The following is a 15,797-nucleotide window of genomic DNA, read 5'->3' as shown; positions in this document are numbered from 1 at the left end:
AACATATTGTAGGTTCGCTAGTTTTTGTAGTCCTTCGGGACACTTTTTGTTGATGGCCAAGAAAAACCAAAAACCGGCTGCGAAAATTTCCGACTCCAAGCCCGTAGAACGGCTTTATTGGGGTAAATCCTATCCTTCTTTACCGCAGTTAGACTTCGTTTCTATCCACCGCGAATCTTATCAGCAATTTCTCGATGAGGGTATCGGCGAACTTTTAGCCGAAGTTTCGCCCATTTCTGATTTCACCGGCAAGAACTGGGAATTATCCTTAGGTAAATACACTTTCGGCGAGCCGAAATACACGGCGGTCTCCGCAGCCCTGAAAGGTGTTACCTTTGACATGCCGATCCGGGTCCAAGCTACCCTTCTCAATAAGCGAACCGGCGAAACCACTTCTCAGGAAGTATTCCTTGGCGAGGTGCCGGTAATGACTCCCTCGGGCACCTTCATTATTAATGGCATTGAGCGGGCGGTTATTCACCAGCTCGTTCGTTCTGCGGGTGTCTATTTCCTGGGCGACATTGATCCCGTCACCGGCAGAATGCTTTATTTTTCGGAGGTCCGGCCCCTGAGAGGAAGCTGGCTGGAATTTAACATCAGCCGCAATAATGTGATTTCTGTCCGGATTGACCGCCGGCGCAAATTCCCGGTCACTACCTTCCTGCGGGCCATCGGCATTGGCTCTGACGAAGAAATTAAAAGAGCTCTGGGTGATGACGAACTGGTTGAAGCTACCCTTAAAAAAGATGTGACTCACGGCAGCGCCGAAGGCGCCATGGAAATTTATAAAAAGATGCGCCCGGGCGAACCGGTGGTGGCCGAAACTGCCATGGACTATATTGCCTCGCTATTTTTCCAGCCGCGCCGCTACAATTTAGGCAAAGTCGGCCGCTATAAGATTAATAAACGCCTGGGATTAAATGTTCCCAATATTCCGGAAAATCAGATTATTACTCGGCAAGATATTGTGGCGACGATCAAATACCTCATTCGCCTGCAAAAAAACGATCCCGACACTTACACTGACGATATTGATAATCTGGGTAACCGGCGGCTGCGCCGGGTTGGGGAACTGGTGGGCAATGTCGCTTTCCGTGACGGGCTTTTGAGATTGGAACGGGCGGTTAAAGAGCGGATGAGCCTTCTGGATCCGAAAACCAAGGTGATGCCCAACCAGGTGGTTAACGCCCGGCCGATTATTTCGGCCGTGAACGAATTTTTCCGGACTTCGCAGCTCTCGTCAATTTTGGATCAGACCAATCCGCTGTCGGAAGTCGACAGTCTGCGTCGGTTAACTGTCATGGGTGTCGGCGGAATTTCCCGGGACCGGGCCTCTTTTTCAATTCGGGATATTAATTCTTCCCAGTACAGCCGGATTTGTCCGGTTCGTTCTCCTGAAGGACCAAACATTGGCCTGGTTACTTACATGAGCCTTTACGCCCGGGTTGACGAGTATGGATTTTTACTGGCGCCGTACCGGAAACTGAAAAAGACCGGCAATAAAGTAGCTTTAACTGACGAAATTGTTTATCTGGCCGCTGATGACGAACGCGAATCCAAAATTACGCATGCCGGAGTAGGTATCGACAGTCACGGAGTCATTACTGACAGCCGGGTGCCGGTCCGCTACAAAGGTGAATTCATTGAAGTAAACACTGACGAAGCTGATTTAATCGATGTAGTTCCCCGACAGGTAGTGGGGGCGGCGGCTTCTTTGATTCCGTTCCTGCAGCATGATGATGGTGTCCGGGCTTTGATGGGTTCAAATATGCAGGCTCAGGCCGTGCCCTTGGTGCGTCCTCAGGCTCCGGTTGTCGGAACCGGGGTAGAAGATGCTGTTGCGGGGGCCATGGGCTGGGTGGTTAAAGCCGAACATGGTGGTGAAGTTTCTTTTGCTGACGGAGATAAAGTCGTGATTAAAACTGGCGAAAAGACGGCTGATACCTACAAAGTGACGAAATTCTACCGGACTAACCCCAACGGCGCCTGTTATTCCCAAAGAACTCTGGTAAAAGTCGGCGACAAGGTTAAAGCAGGTCAGGTTATTATTGACGGTCCGGCTTCGGACCATGGCGAGCTGGCCCTGGGGGCTAATCTGCGGATTGCTTACATGCACTTTGACGGCTATGGCTATGAAGATGCGGTTATTATTTCCGAAAGACTGGTACGCGATGATGTTTTGTCCAGTATCCACATTGAGGAACACGAGTGCGAACTGGTGGATACCAAACTGGGACCGGAAGAAATTACCCGGGACATTCCCAATGTCGGCGAATCTGATCTGGCCAATCTGGACGAAACCGGAATTGTGGTCATTGGCGCGGAAGTCGGGCCGGGGGACATTCTGGTTGGAAAAATTGCCCCGAAAGGCGAGACAGAATTATCAGCGGAAGAAAGACTTCTGCGCGCTATTTTTGGCGAAAAAGCCCGGGAAGTACGCGACACTTCGCTTCGCATGCCGCACGGCGAACGCGGTACAGTCATCGGCATTAATATTCTGGACAAAAGCGTCGGAGACGAGCTGCCGCCGGGAACTAATAAACTCATTAAAGTAAAAGTTGCCCAATTCAGAAAGATTTCGATCGGCGATAAAGTTGCCGGGCGCCACGGAAACAAAGGGGTTATCAGCCGGATTGTGCCGATTGCGGATATGCCCCATCTGGCGGATGGTACTCCGGTGGACGTTATTATTTCGCCGTTGTCGGTTTTAGGCCGGATGAATTTGGGTCAGCTTCTGGAAACCCACTTGGGTTGGGCCATGAGTGGAGCGGGTAAAAGAGTGGCCGTGCCGGTATTCGAAAAGATTGCTGAAGACTGGATTGTCAAAGCTTTAGAAGAAGCAAAGCTGCCGGTCGACGGCAAAGTGACTGTCTATGACGGACGGACCGGTGATCCTTATGCTCAAAAGGTAGTTGTGGGGACGGGCTATTTCCTCAAACTCATTCACATGGTCGAGGACAAGACGCACGCCCGCTCGACCGGACCGTACTCACTGGTAACCCAACAGCCTCTCGGCGGTAAAGCTCAAATGGGTGGTCAGCGGTTGGGAGAAATGGAAGTTTGGGCTCTGGAAGCGCACCGGGCTGCTTACACTCTGCAGGAAATGCTGACGATTAAATCCGATGATGTCGTCGGACGGGCCAAAGCATTTGAAGCTATCGTTAAAGGAACGGATATTCCGCAGTCTTCCATACCGGAATCATTCAAAGTTCTGGTGAAAGAACTGCAAAGTTTGGGCTTGGCTATAAATCCGACCGGGGTTGTGACTACAACCCAAACCACGACTACCCCATTGCCAACGAAAGAAAAAACTGATAAAGAAGTAAAGGAAATGGAAGAAGTTCTGGAGGCCAAAACCGATGTTGCCGAAACTTCAGCCCATGAAGCGCATGAAAAAGGCGAAAATCTTGAAGAAGAAAAAAGTGAAGAAGAGATAAAGGAGGAAACCCATGAATAATTTAACCAATCCTAAACCACAGCAGGATAATCTGGCAAATATCGTCGACTTTAAGGGCTTGAAGATTACTTTGGCTTCACCGGCCCAGATTCTGGCGTGGTCGCACGGTGAAGTAACCAAACCGGAAACCATTAATTACCGGACCTTGAAGCCGGAGAAAGACGGACTGTTCAGTGAGAATATTTTCGGACCAACCAAGGACTGGGAATGTTACTGTGGTAAATATAAGAGGATCCGCTACCGTGGAATTATCTGCGATAAGTGCGGGGTGGAAGTAACCCAGTCAAAGGTCCGCCGGGAACGGATGGGTCATATTTCCCTGGCGGTTCCCGTGGTTCATGTGTGGTACTTTAAGGGAGCTCCTTCAAAGTTGTCATTGATACTGGACCTTTCACCAAAGGCACTGGAAAACGTCGTTTACTTTGCTTCCTACCTTGTCTTGAGTGTGGATGAAAGCAAGCGTGATGAAGCGATTTCCACTTTGAAAGAGACCATGGAAGAGCGCCAAAAAGAGTTGGCGACGACTTTTGATCGCCAGGTGAAGGAAGAAGAAAAAGAGCGTGACGAGAAAATCAAAGAGCAAAGAGCCAAGATTAAAGATAAAGACCAGTTGGGGCTGACAATCTCGGAAATCGAACTGTCCAGCAAACAAAAAATCGCCAAACTGGAGAGCGAAAACGCTCTGGAAAAACAGCGCCTGGGCGAGATTTACCGGACTCTTTTAGATCTAGTTAAAAGCGTCAAAAAGATTTCGGAACTGACTGAAGACGAATATCTCAAGCTTGACCAATACGGCGCAGCCGACTTTATTGAGGTCGGAATGGGAGCCGAAGCCATCGAAAAAGTTTTGAAAGAGCTGGACCTGGAAAAAATCGCGGCTAGCCTTCGGGAAGAACTGGTTGAAGCTACCGGCCAGAAAAAAGTTAAAGCCACAAAGCGGCTACGAGTGATTGACGGAATGCGCCGAAACGCCATCCGTCCGGAATGGACGGTTATGTCGGTGCTCCCGGTAATCCCGCCGGATTTGCGGCCGATGGTCCAGTTAACTGGCGGCCGGTTCGCCACTTCAGACCTGAATGATTTATACCGCCGGGTTATTAACCGCAATAACCGTCTCAAGCACCTGATCGATTTGGGTGCGCCGAACATAATTCTTCGTAACGAAAAACGGATGCTTCAGGAAGCCGTGGATGCGTTAATTGACGCTTCACAGCGAAGCAGTACCCGGGCAAATACAAACGAGCTAAAAAGTCTGTCTGACATGCTTCGGGGCAAACAGGGGCGATTCCGTCAGAACCTTTTGGGAAAACGGGTCGATTACTCCGGCCGGTCGGTCATTGTCGTCGGGCCGAAACTGGCTTTGTCTGAATGCGGATTGCCCAAGGAAATGGCGCTGGAAATGTTTAAGCCGTTCGTTTTGCGGGAACTTATTATGCGCGGAACTTCCCCGAATGTTCGCTCGGCCAAGTATGTTTTGGAGAAACGGACTCCGGAAGTTTTTGACATTCTGGAAGAAATTACCAAGAATCATCCGGTTCTCTTAAACCGGGCGCCGACCCTGCATAAACTGGGAATTCAGGCTTTTTATCCGGTTCTGATTGAGGGCTCGGCTATTCAGGTTCACCCGCTGGTTTGTACGGGTTATAACGCGGACTTTGACGGTGACCAAATGGCGGTTCATGTGCCCTTGTCAAGTGCCGCCAAGAGCGAAGCGGTCAATCTGATGATGGCTGAGCATAATCTTCTTAAACCGGCTGACGGCATGCCGGTGGCGTTCCCCAACAAAGAAATGATTCTGGGAATTTATTACTTTACTTCGATTGACGAGAAACTGCCCGTCAGCGAGACAATTTTTGCCGATTTTGCAGAGGTAATCACTGCATACCAACAGCATAAGATTGAGTTACGCCAGAAAATTAAAGTCCGCCAGGAAAACCAGACTATGGAAATCACTGCGGGTCGGATCATGCTTAACGAATTTGTTCCGAAAGAGCTTGGTTACATTAATGAAACCATTACCATCGGCAAACTAAAGTCTATCCTTAACAAAGCGATGGATCTGGTCGAAAAGAGTGAACTGGTTAAACTTTTAGATAACCTGAAAAACCTTGGTTTCTCCGGCTCAATGGCTTCCGGTATTTCCGTCGGAATCTTTGACATGATCATGATTCCCAATAAAGAGGAAATTATTGCCGAAGGGGATCGGGAAGCAGCCGAAGTGGAAGAAAATTACAAAGCCGGTTTAATTACCGCTGAAGAAATGCGCCGGCTGCAGATTGATATTTGGATTCGGGTAACGGATAGAGTGACAGATCTAACTTGGGAAGCTTACGGCAAAGATAATCCGGTTAAAACGATTCTGGAATCCGGTGCTGGTAAATCCAGCCGGGATAATGTTAAGCAGGTTTCCGGTATGCGGGGACTGATGGTAGATCCGACCGGAAAAATTGTTTCTCTTCCGACCAAGACAAACTTCCGCGAAGGCTTATCTGTTTTTGAATATGTCACCGGAACCCGGGGTTCCCGCAAAGGTTTGGCTGATATTGCCATCAGAACTGCCGATGCCGGCTACTTGACCCGCCGGCTGGTGGATGTCTCGCATGATATGATTATCCGGCTCGAGGATTGCCGAACGGACGATGGTATTGAGATTTTCCGCAGTGATAACCGACCTGCCTCGTTTGCTTCCCGGATTTTGGGCCGGGTAGCCGCCGTTGATATCAAGAGTGGCAAAAAAGCCATTGTGGCCGCAGGCGCGGAAATTGACGAAGCGGCCGTCGCCGAAATTGAAAAAGAAAAGATTGAGTCCGTTTTGGTCCGTTCGCCCTTGAAATGTAAAGCCAAGTACGGTTTGTGCCAGAAGTGTTACGGCCGGGACTTTAGCAGCCGCCAACTGGTGGAAATTGGCGTGCCGGTCGGGATTGTGGCTGCTCAGTCCATTGGTGAACCGGGAACCCAGCTGACGCTAAAATCCAAGCATACCGGAGGTACTGTCGCGGCGGATGTGACTCAGGGTTTGCCGCGGGTAGAAGAGCTCTTTGAAACCCGCTCGCCCAAGGTTTTGTCGCCGATTGCCGAAATTGCCGGGAAAGTTGAAGTTACCGAAACGCCCGACGGCTACAAAGTTCGGGTTCGCAGCCATGGTGTCAAACCGGTTGAGGAACGGGAATACATTATTCCTTTAACTTCTCAGCTTAAAGTCAGTGACGGCGACTTGGTTTCGGCCGGAACACAACTGGCTTCCGGCTATCTGGATATTAAAGATGTCCTGGCCGCCCGGGGATTGTTTGGTGCTCAGAAATACTTAATCGAAGAGTTGCAGGCGGTTTACGAATCCCAGGGGATTCCCATTAATGACAAGCATTTTGAGGTTATTGTCCGGAAGATGTCGGACAAGGTCCGGCTCGAAACTTCGGGTGATACCGTTTTTCTGCCGGGTGAATTTGCCGAAAAAGTGCGTTTTGAAGATGAAAACGCCCGGGTTATTGCTGCCGGAGGAGAACCGGCGACCGCTCAGGTAACCATGCTGGGGGTTTCGCGGGCAGCACTATATACCAGCTCCTGGCTGTCGGCCGCGTCTTTTGAACGCACGACCGAAGTTTTGTCCGATTCGGCTTTGCACGGCGCCGATGACAGTCTGACAGGTCTGAAAGAGAATGTTATAATTGGACGCTTAATTCCGACGAGCGCGGAAAGAGCCCGATTGGAGCAATAATTCCATGCCAACTATTAATCAGCTTATCAAAAAGGGCCGTAAATCCAAGGCTAAAAAAGTCCGGGCGACAGCCCTGCGGAAATTTTTTAACGCCAAGGACCGGCAGATGGAAAATATTGAATCTCCCTTTAAGCGGGGAGTCTGTACTGTGGTCAAAACGATGACGCCGAAAAAACCAAACTCGGCTTTGCGAAAAGTCGCCCGGGTCCGCTTATCCAATAAGCAGGAAGTAACGGCTTACATCCAGGGTGTCGGCCACACTCTTGCGGAACATTCGATAGTTTTAGTCCGTGGCGGCCGGGTAAAAGATTTGCCTGGTGTGAAATACCACATTGTCCGCGGGAAGTTTGATACCGGCGGAGTAGTGGGAAGAAAACAATCGCGCAGTAAATATGGTGCCAAGGCCGGCGAAACCGGACCCAAATCGGCAGCCGCTGCCTAAAAATTTATGCCAAGATCAAGAAAAATTACCAAAAGAGAGACACCACCGGATCCCGTTTATAACAGCAAATTGATGACCAAACTCATCAACAAGTCGATGTTTAACGGGAAAAAGAGTGTGGCTGCCGCCCAAATCTACGAAGCTTTTAAAAAGTTTGAAGAGCCGGCAAAAACCCTGGAAACGGTTATTAATACCATTGCTCCGAAGATGGAAGTCCGGCCTCGCCGGGTGGGAGGTGCCTCGTATCAAGTTCCGACAGAGGTGAAAGGCGACCGCAAAATCCATCTGGCCATCAAATGGTTATTGGAGGCTGCCCGAAGCCGCTCAAATAAGGAATACCATACTTTCGCAGAAAAACTGTCGGCAGAAATGAATGATGTTTTGGCCGGAACCGGCAACGCCTTAAAAAAGCGTGACCAGGTTCAAAAAATGGCTGAAGCCAACAAAGTCTTTGCCCACCTGAGGTGGTAAAAATATGACAGAAGCTAACGAATCGACCATTAAGAAAATTGTTTTTACTGATAAAGATGGCATAGAAAGACAGTTGCAGGTTGTGGAAATACCTACCCCGAGTAACCTTGTCGAGAAGAGCAGACGAAGATTAAAAAGAAGAAGAGCTGCCAGACTTTCTACGAATGTTTATTCGGATTAACTTGGATTAGGCGAAGTTAATTTTGTATAATTATCTCGTGCCGGAAGTTCGGCACGAATTTTTTGTAAAAATGGCTGACACCACCAAAAATCGCAATGTTTCTTTAGACAAGGTCCGTAACATCGGGATCATTGCTCATATTGACGCGGGCAAAACCACCACGACCGAGCGGATTTTGTATTACACCGGCAAAACTTACAAAATCGGAGACATTGATGAAGGCTCGACCCAGATGGACTGGATGACTCAGGAACGGGAACGGGGAATTACCATTGTCTCTGCCGCCACGACCACTTTCTGGCGTGACTACCGCATTAACATTATTGATACTCCGGGTCATGTAGACTTCACGGCGGAAGTGGAACGGTCCTTGCGGGTTCTTGACGGGGCGGTCACGATTCTTGATGCTGAGGAGACCGTGCAATCACAAACGGAAACTGTCTGGCGGCAGGCGGATAAATATAAAGTCCCGCGGATTATTTTTGTGAATAAGATCGACAAACTGGGGGCTAATTTCTTTAAAACCGTCGAGGCGGTAAAACAAAGATTAGGCGTTAAACCGGCGGTAATGGTACTCCCAATCGGGGTAGAGAACACCTTCAAGGGTGTTTACGATTTATTGGCCGAAGAAGCCTATGTTTGGGGCGGCGACGAACTTGGGGCCAAATTTGAGGTCAAAAAAGAGATACCGGAAGGATTGGACAAAGCCGAAGTCGATAAATATCGCCATCAACTGGTCGAACAGATTGCCGAAAGCGATGAGGTTCTTCTGGAAAAATATCTCAACGGCGAAACATTAAGTCTGGAAGAATTAAAAGCGGGACTGCGCAAAGCGGTTATTTCCTACCAACTGGTGCCGATGTACACCGGAACATCTCTTCGCAATAAGGGAGTCCAGCCGCTTTTGGACGCCATTGTTGACTATCTGCCCTCGCCGTTGGAAAGACCGGCCATTACCGGGACCAATCCGAAAACCGGTCAGGAAGAAACTCGGGAACAGAAAATCGACGCGCCGTTTACCGGTCTGGCCTTTAAGGCCCAACTCGATCCGCATGTGGGAAAACTTTATTATGTCCGGGTCTATTCGGGAGTTATCAAATCCGGCTCTTATGTTTATAACGCGACTAAAGGTCAGCAGGAAAGAATTGGCCGCCTGTTGTTGATGCACGCCAATAACCGGGAAGATATCGAGGAAGCTTACGCCGGAGAAATTGTGGCGGTAGTTGGTCTCAAAGATACCCGCACCGGCGACACTCTTTCTGACCCGCAACATCCGATTGTTCTGGAAGGAATTACTTTCCCCGAGCCGGTTATTTCTTTGGCTATTGAACCCAAGACTAAATCCGATCAGGAGAAAATGGGCTATGCCCTACAGCGGGTTATGGAAGAAGACCCGACGGTTCATGTCAGAAGCGATAAAGAAACCGGCCAGACGATTATTGCCGGAGTCGGAGAGTTACAACTGGAAGTTTGGGTCAGAAGAATGAAAGACGAAATGGGTGTCGACACTAATGTTGGGGCACCGCAAGTCGCTTATAAAGAAACTATTAAGCATGATGCCAATGGCGAAGGGAAATATATCCGCCAGACCGGTGGCCGCGGGCAATATGGCCATGCTCTTCTGAAAGTAGAACCGAAACCGCGCGGCGAAGGCTGGGAATTTGTGAACGCCATCAAGGGTGGTGCCATCCCGGCTGAATTCATTCCGCCGGTTGAAAAAGGTTCGAAAGAATGCGCTGATAACGGCATTTTGGCCGGCTATCCGATGACCGATATTAAAGTTACTTTGTACGACGGGTCCTATCATGATGTTGATTCCTCCGATGTCGCATTTCAAATAGCGGGTTCTATGGCTCTTCAGGACGCTTGTAAAAAGGCGGATATGGTTCTTCTGGAACCAATAATGAAGGTCGAAGTGACCACCCCCGACGAATTCATGGGTGATGTTATCGGCGATTTATCCGCTAAAAGGTCCCAGATACTTGGCACTTCTAAACGGGGTAACGCCACGATCATTTTGGCTATGGTCCCGCTGGCCGAACTTTCCGGCTACGCGACCAAACTGCGCTCGATCACCCAGGGCCGGGCTTCCTATTACATGGAAGCTTCCCACTACGAAGAAGTCCCGCGAAACATCCAGGAACAGCTGGTTTCAAAATCAGGAACTGTGAGACAGAGTTAACCAGCAACTGACAAATTGTTGCGAAGAAGTAATTCTTAAATAATTCGCTCTTTTTTCGTCGATTTTTGGCCTTGCACTCTAACCGTTAGAGTGCCAAAATATAACCACTTAGTCAACCTTTTATGGTTGGCTTTTTTATTGCACTTTGAAAAGTTGCAGGTAAAAATCTGCAGGGGAAAGCACCCCTCTCGGGGGAGGGTGGCAGTTAGCCACTAAAAATTACGAGAGGAGGTGAAAAGGTATGGTATTTTGGATTTTGCTCATGGTCGTAAGCCAGAGCCCCGTCGATGGCCCATATATCATAAAAAATGGTATCTGGGTAAAACGAGACTAATGCTTACTCCCTAAAAAGAGGATCTTTTCCCTGCGGGTATTTGCCAAGAACAGCTCACCTCTCAACGTTCGCTATCTTGTTAAGATCTTTTAACTCCTTTTGGATCATGTAGAGCATGTAAGCCAATTTGTCCGGATCGATGTTTCCACCTGAATCCGTTATCGAAGTCTTTATTTTTTCTTGGTCGTCCATATAATCACCTCCTTATATATCAATTAAATCAGTATGGTCAAGTTCCGTTAGCTAAAGTTTCGGAGCTTCAAGAATTTTAGGATTCCGGGGGAATTATCGAAGCTATTTCAGGCTAGTCTCCATAGCGTTTTTATTATCATAAACGCTATTTGAATACCATAAAGAAGAAATATCCAATTAAGAATATCTCCGATTTTACTCAACAGCCAACCCATCTGCTCTTTGTCGTACTCCTTTTCTATGTCTGTTTTAAACCAGTTTTGCCAGTTTCCAAAGAAAATTGAAGCTATTATCGCTAAGACAATAATTGGGGAGCTGACTAAATTCCAGATTACTGATATACCAATCGCTACTACCGATATTGCGCCACTGGGGTTTGACTCGATTATTTTGTAGACGATCGAAATAAAAAATATTAGACCAAGCCATACGTTAACGTTGGTTTCTTTTCCCTTTACGATCTTTTGTGTCTTTGTTGCCATATTTATTACAGTTTATAGGCCAGAAGCAAATAAGTAAAGTGTTTGTAATCCTATTATAAGAATTTAGTTGGATGGATTGTTTTTAAGCAAAAGTTGTGAGATCATGATGACATGAAGTCTCCGAAGAAAAACGACCTTACGCTAGAAAATATCGGGAAATTAATTGACCAAAAACTGGTGCCTATCGACAGAAAGATAGTCGGCATCTATGGCGAGTTAGATGGTATCAAGCAGCAAATCACTGACGTTGATATTAGGTTAAACACAAAAATAGACAGTTTGCATAAGGAGATGACCGAGGGTTTTGATACCCTTTTCGATGCGGTTACGGCTACAAACACGGAAATAGATAAGAACATTTTGCCAAGGCTAAAGCGGTTGGAGAATAAAGTCTTCGCCTGCTAGTTTCCCTATTGCAATCGTTTGAGCTCTGCTTTAAAATCGTAACAATCGCGTAAGAGAGCCATCTTTTGGCTCTATTAGTTATTTATCAATTAATAAATTAAAAGAATATGGCAGATGCCGCAAAATTCACTCGTTCCAAGCCCCATGTTAACATTGGGACCATTGGTCATGTCGACCACGGTAAGACCACTTTAACTTCAGCCATTACGACCGTTTTGGCCAAGAAAGGCTTTGCGAAAGCTTTGGCCTACGATCAAATCGATAACGCTCCGGAAGAAAAAGCCCGTGGCGTCACGATTAATATCACCCATGTTGAGTATGAAACCGAGAAACGGCACTATGCCCACATTGATATGCCGGGCCATGCCGATTACATCAAGAACATGATCACCGGCGCGGCTCAGGTTGACGGCGCGATTTTGGTCGTGTCCGCCGCTGATGGTCCGATGGCTCAAACCCGGGAGCACTTGCTGTTGGCCAAGCAGGTTAATGTGCCGGCCATTGTCGTCTTCTTAAACAAAGTCGACATGGTGTCGGATCCGGAACTACTCGATTTGGTTGAGGTCGAAGTTAGGGAGCTGTTAACCAAATATGGTTTTGACGGCGACAAAGCGCCGATCATTCGAGGTTCGGCCCTCAAAGCCTTGGAAGGTGATGCCGAACAGGAAAAACACATCATGGAGCTAATGGATGCGGTCGACAGCTACATTCCCACTCCCGTTCGGGAACTGGATAAACCATTCCTGATGCCGGTGGAGGATGTTTTCTCGATCAAAGGCCGCGGCACGGTCGTGACTGGAAGAATCGAGCGTGGTGTCGTCAAGGTTAACGAAGAAATGGAAATCGTTGGTCTGAAAGCGACTCAAAAGACCGTCGTTACCGGGGTCGAAATGTTTCGCAAACAGTTGGATGAAGGCCAGGCCGGCGATAATGTCGGACTGCTTTTGCGCGGCGTGGAAAAAGACCAGGTGGAGCGCGGTCAGGTGATTGCCAAACCGGGCTCAGTGACGCCGCACACGGAGTTCGAGGCTCAGGTATATATCCTGGCCAAAGAAGAAGGTGGCCGTCACACGCCGTTCTTTTCCGGGTATCGCCCGCAGTTCTACATCCGCACCACGGATGTGACCGGGGAAGTCACCTTGGAGCAGGGTGTGGAAATGGTGATGCCGGGAGATAACGCGAAGATGAAAATCAAGCTCATTCAACCGGTTGCCATGGAGGATGGGATGCGCTTTGCCATTCGCGAAGGCGGCAAGACTGTGGGATCCGGAGTGGTCACAAAAATTATCGCCTAATTTTGATAAGTCCCAAGCGGGCATCACAAATCGGTGCCCGCTTTTTTAGTCGCACCTTGACGGTTGGGGGTCGGGAGGGAAAACCTTATGCCAAAAGGACGAATTCGAGTTCGGTTAAAGGCTTATGATGGTCGGGTCTTGGACTCGACCTGTCAGCAAATTTTAGACGCCGCCATCAGGACCGGCGCTTCCATTGTGGGTCCCATCCCTCTTCCAACTGAAACTTCCCATATCACCGTTGGCCAATCGCCCTTTACCGACAAAGACTCCCAAGAACACTTCTGGATTAAAACTCACAAACGCCTCATCGACATCATTGAACCCACCGACAAAACCATCGACAGCTTAATGCATCTCGAACTTCCTGCCGGAGTGGACATCGAGATCAAGATGTAGTAAAATTGGATTTGAATGTTAGTAGGCCCTAAACTCACTAACTAGTGTAGTCGGAAGTAGGGAGGAGCTAATTGAAAGCCCCCTTAGTCCGGGGCTTTTTTGATGGTTATGGACACTTTTTACGGTTTTAAAGTCGGACAGTCACAAGCCTATGATAAGGAAGGCTTCCGCGTGCCGGTTACCATGATAAAGGCCGAGCCTCTAGCCATTAAAAATTCCCGTCAGGTGACTGTTGGTAAATACACTCGGGAACTCGGAGAAACTTTAACCGTCGGAGAGCCAATAAAAGCCTCCGATGTTTTTGTTGCGGGAGATAAAGTAAAAGTTACCGGTATATCAAAGGGTAAAGGTTTTGCCGGGGTGATGAAACGCCATCATTTTCATGGCGGTCCGAAGACTCATGGCCAGTCGGTGCGGGCCCGACATCCGGGTTCCATCGGCCAGTCAACTACTCCGGGAAGAGTTTACCGCGGAAAAAGAATGGCCGGACACATGGGGAATGTCCAAAGAACCGTGACCGGTTTACAGATATTCGATGTAAAACCAGAAGAGAATTTACTCTTAATAAGAGGTCTTGTTCCGGGGAACAAAGGCGGATTAATTAAAATTACTAAAGAATAAAAACATGGCAGAAAAGAAAAACAACCCAGCGAAATTTATAGCGCAAGCAGTTAGAGTTTACCTAGCTAACCAAAGGCAGGGGACTCAAAATGCTAAAACCCGGGCGGAAGTAAATCGAACCCGGAAAAAACTTTATAAGCAAAAAGGCACCGGCGGCGCGCGACATGGCGACCGGAAGGCTCCGATTTTTGTTGGCGGCGGCGTGTCTTTTGCTCCTAAACCGCGGGATTATAGCCTGAAATTGTCTAAGCAAATGAAGCAGAAAGCTCTGGAAGAAGCGCTGAAACTGAAAAAGGCGGAAAAAATAACTTTAACTAAAGTCGATGGTAAAACGAAGACTTTAGCGAAACTCTTGGACACGAAGAAAAGTACCTTACTGGTTACCAAAGAATACAACCCGAAGGTTTGGCTGGCAGGAAGAAACATTGCCAATCTAACAATAATGCCAAAAAATCAGTTAAACGTTTATGAGGTTATGAAAGCCGAGAAAATTTATGAAGAGTAATATTTTATTAAGACCGGTAGTCACGGAAAAATCCATGAAAGATGCGGCAGTCAACCGCTATACTTTTGCCGTGACTAAAGAAGCCAACAAAGCGCAAATCCTGGCCGAAATTACCAAAGCTTTTAGTGTTACGCCATTGTCGGTCAAAACTATTACCGTCAAAGGCAAAACATCCCTGTCACGAAAAACCCGGGAAGTTTCCCGAAAAACCGACTGGAAAAAAGCGATCGTGGAATTACCTAAAGAACAAAAAATTGATTTATTTGATACAGCCGGACAGGAGGTAAGCCATGCTTAAGAAAATGAGCGGAACACTATCGCGAAGGTTTATGACCGGATTGGATAACCGGGCGGTTTTAACGGTCACCGCGCCGGAAAAAACTCTGGTAGAAATTCTGCCGAAGAAATCCGGACGGGACGCGGGGGGCAGGGTCTCAGCGCGCCATCATGGTGGCCGGGAGAAAAGATATTACCGGGTGATTGATTTTAAACGGGATAAACTGGATGTAGCCGGAAGGGTCATTTCTATCGAATATGATCCTAATCGCAGCGCTAATATTGCTCTGGTTCAATATGCTGACGGCGAAAAACGCTACATTTTGCACGCGGAAGGACTAAAAGTTAACGATATCATTACCGCCGGAGTAAACGCTGAAGCCAAACTGGGCAATGCGTTGCCCTTGGACCGGATGCCTATTGGAACTGTAGTTCATAACATTGAACTGACAGCGGGGCGTGGCGGCCAAATTGTCCGGGGAGCCGGTACCGGAGCAACCCTCTTGGCTAAAGAGGGCGATTATGTTACCATTAAGCTCCCGTCTGGTGAGACCCGTAAAGTTTTCAAGACTAATTTTGCTACTGTTGGTGTCGTGGGGAATGTTGACTGGAAAAATGTGGTTATCGGTAAAGCGGGAAGATCCCGGCACATGGGTCGTCGTCCCGAAGTCCGGGGAACGGCCCAAAACCCGCGGACCCATCCGCATGGCGGTGGTGAAGGGCGCTCCGGTGAAGGCTTAAAACAGCCGAAGACTCCCTGGGGCAAACCGGCCCGCGGACTAAAAACCCGTAAACACGGAAAATGGAGCGATAAATATATAATTTCTAGAAGGGGTAAGTAGT

At 48.2% G+C, this 15,797-nt stretch carries 14 protein-coding genes; 13 read left to right on the top strand and 1 reads right to left on the bottom strand.

Translation table 11 applies throughout. The features are described 5' to 3' along the window. Nucleotides 1-52: 52 nt before the first annotated feature. From M1403_02280 to fusA, 6 genes are all read left to right on the top strand, one after another. A complete protein-coding gene (locus M1403_02280) occupies nucleotides 53-3,457 on the top strand; it encodes a DNA-directed RNA polymerase subunit beta (GenBank protein MCL4397835.1) in 3,405 nt (1,134 codons plus the stop codon). Then, nucleotides 3,450-7,172, top strand: a complete 3,723-nt coding sequence (gene rpoC, locus M1403_02275) for a DNA-directed RNA polymerase subunit beta' (protein MCL4397834.1) — start codon at nucleotides 3,450-3,452, stop codon at nucleotides 7,170-7,172. Before M1403_02280 ends, rpoC begins: the two co-directional genes overlap by 8 nt. A 4-nt stretch (nucleotides 7,173-7,176) precedes the next feature. Continuing rightward, nucleotides 7,177-7,614: a 30S ribosomal protein S12 gene (gene rpsL / locus M1403_02270; GenBank protein MCL4397833.1), complete on the top strand. Its 438-nt coding sequence runs from the start codon at nucleotides 7,177-7,179 to the stop codon at nucleotides 7,612-7,614. Between the two features lie 6 nt (nucleotides 7,615-7,620). After that, on the top strand, nucleotides 7,621-8,085 hold the full coding sequence (rpsG, locus tag M1403_02265) for a 30S ribosomal protein S7 (GenBank protein ID MCL4397832.1): 465 nt from the start codon (nucleotides 7,621-7,623) through the stop codon (nucleotides 8,083-8,085). A 4-nt stretch (nucleotides 8,086-8,089) separates the two neighbouring features. Continuing rightward, entirely contained in the window at nucleotides 8,090-8,266 is a 177-nt protein-coding gene (locus M1403_02260) for a hypothetical protein (GenBank protein ID MCL4397831.1), read from the top strand. Nucleotides 8,267-8,336: 70 nt separating this feature from the next. Further along, nucleotides 8,337-10,448: an elongation factor G gene (gene fusA, locus M1403_02255; GenBank protein MCL4397830.1), complete on the top strand. Its 2,112-nt coding sequence runs from the start codon at nucleotides 8,337-8,339 to the stop codon at nucleotides 10,446-10,448. Nucleotides 10,449-11,081: 633 nt separating this feature from the next. Here fusA and M1403_02250 read toward each other — a convergent pair. Continuing rightward, nucleotides 11,082-11,456: a hypothetical protein gene (locus M1403_02250; protein MCL4397829.1), complete on the bottom strand. Its 375-nt coding sequence runs from the start codon at nucleotides 11,454-11,456 to the stop codon at nucleotides 11,082-11,084. Nucleotides 11,457-11,567: 111 nt separating this feature from the next. On the opposite strand from M1403_02250, the gene M1403_02245 reads away from it, so the two are divergent. The 7 genes from M1403_02245 to rplB all read left to right on the top strand — a co-directional run bounded on the left by M1403_02245 (nucleotide 11,568) and on the right by rplB (nucleotide 15,796). After that, the gene (locus M1403_02245) at nucleotides 11,568-11,861 is read left to right on the top strand and encodes a hypothetical protein (GenBank protein MCL4397828.1); all 294 of its coding nucleotides are present in this window, start codon (nucleotides 11,568-11,570) and stop codon (nucleotides 11,859-11,861) included. A 107-nt stretch (nucleotides 11,862-11,968) separates the two neighbouring features. After that, nucleotides 11,969-13,156: an elongation factor Tu gene (gene tuf / locus M1403_02240; GenBank protein ID MCL4397827.1), complete on the top strand. Its 1,188-nt coding sequence runs from the start codon at nucleotides 11,969-11,971 to the stop codon at nucleotides 13,154-13,156. An 87-nt stretch (nucleotides 13,157-13,243) separates the two neighbouring features. Further along, nucleotides 13,244-13,552, top strand: a complete 309-nt coding sequence (rpsJ, locus tag M1403_02235) for a 30S ribosomal protein S10 (protein ID MCL4397826.1) — start codon at nucleotides 13,244-13,246, stop codon at nucleotides 13,550-13,552. 108 nt (nucleotides 13,553-13,660) lie between these two features. Further along, nucleotides 13,661-14,173, top strand: a complete 513-nt coding sequence (gene rplC / locus M1403_02230; protein ID MCL4397825.1) for a 50S ribosomal protein L3 — start codon at nucleotides 13,661-13,663, stop codon at nucleotides 14,171-14,173. A gap of 4 nt (nucleotides 14,174-14,177) precedes the next feature. Next, on the top strand, nucleotides 14,178-14,678 hold the full coding sequence (gene rplD / locus M1403_02225) for a 50S ribosomal protein L4 (protein ID MCL4397824.1): 501 nt from the start codon (nucleotides 14,178-14,180) through the stop codon (nucleotides 14,676-14,678). Beyond that, entirely contained in the window at nucleotides 14,668-14,976 is a 309-nt protein-coding gene (rplW, locus tag M1403_02220) for a 50S ribosomal protein L23 (GenBank protein ID MCL4397823.1), read from the top strand. The genes rplD and rplW overlap by 11 nt, the downstream gene beginning before the upstream one ends. Nucleotides 14,977-15,007: 31 nt before the next feature. Next, nucleotides 15,008-15,796 (top strand): 50S ribosomal protein L2, encoded by a 789-nt coding sequence (gene rplB / locus M1403_02215; protein MCL4397822.1) that lies wholly within the window; start codon nucleotides 15,008-15,010, stop codon nucleotides 15,794-15,796. Nucleotide 15,797: the final 1 nt, after the last annotated feature.

It is taken from the genome of Patescibacteria group bacterium (assembly GCA_023380635.1).
In the GTDB taxonomy this organism is placed as follows: domain Bacteria; phylum Patescibacteriota; class Microgenomatia; order JAMCZE01; family JAMCZE01; genus JAMCRP01.
Note: the sequence above shows the minus strand (reverse complement) of the source record. Positions and strands in the feature narration are given on the sequence as shown.

Coding starts and splice junctions, on each gene's coding strand:
- M1403_02280 (MCL4397835.1), top strand. CDS start 53: ATGGCCAAGAAAAACCAAAAACCGGCTGCGAAAATTTCCGACTCCAAG.
- rpoC (MCL4397834.1), top strand. CDS start 3,450: ATGAATAATTTAACCAATCCTAAACCACAGCAGGATAATCTGGCAAAT.
- rpsL (MCL4397833.1), top strand. CDS start 7,177: ATGCCAACTATTAATCAGCTTATCAAAAAGGGCCGTAAATCCAAGGCT.
- rpsG (MCL4397832.1), top strand. CDS start 7,621: ATGCCAAGATCAAGAAAAATTACCAAAAGAGAGACACCACCGGATCCC.
- M1403_02260 (MCL4397831.1), top strand. CDS start 8,090: ATGACAGAAGCTAACGAATCGACCATTAAGAAAATTGTTTTTACTGAT.
- fusA (MCL4397830.1), top strand. CDS start 8,337: ATGGCTGACACCACCAAAAATCGCAATGTTTCTTTAGACAAGGTCCGT.
- M1403_02250 (MCL4397829.1), bottom strand. CDS start 11,456: ATGGCAACAAAGACACAAAAGATCGTAAAGGGAAAAGAAACCAACGTT.
- M1403_02245 (MCL4397828.1), top strand. CDS start 11,568: ATGAAGTCTCCGAAGAAAAACGACCTTACGCTAGAAAATATCGGGAAA.
- tuf (MCL4397827.1), top strand. CDS start 11,969: ATGGCAGATGCCGCAAAATTCACTCGTTCCAAGCCCCATGTTAACATT.
- rpsJ (MCL4397826.1), top strand. CDS start 13,244: ATGCCAAAAGGACGAATTCGAGTTCGGTTAAAGGCTTATGATGGTCGG.
- rplC (MCL4397825.1), top strand. CDS start 13,661: ATGGACACTTTTTACGGTTTTAAAGTCGGACAGTCACAAGCCTATGAT.
- rplD (MCL4397824.1), top strand. CDS start 14,178: ATGGCAGAAAAGAAAAACAACCCAGCGAAATTTATAGCGCAAGCAGTT.
- rplW (MCL4397823.1), top strand. CDS start 14,668: ATGAAGAGTAATATTTTATTAAGACCGGTAGTCACGGAAAAATCCATG.
- rplB (MCL4397822.1), top strand. CDS start 15,008: ATGACCGGATTGGATAACCGGGCGGTTTTAACGGTCACCGCGCCGGAA.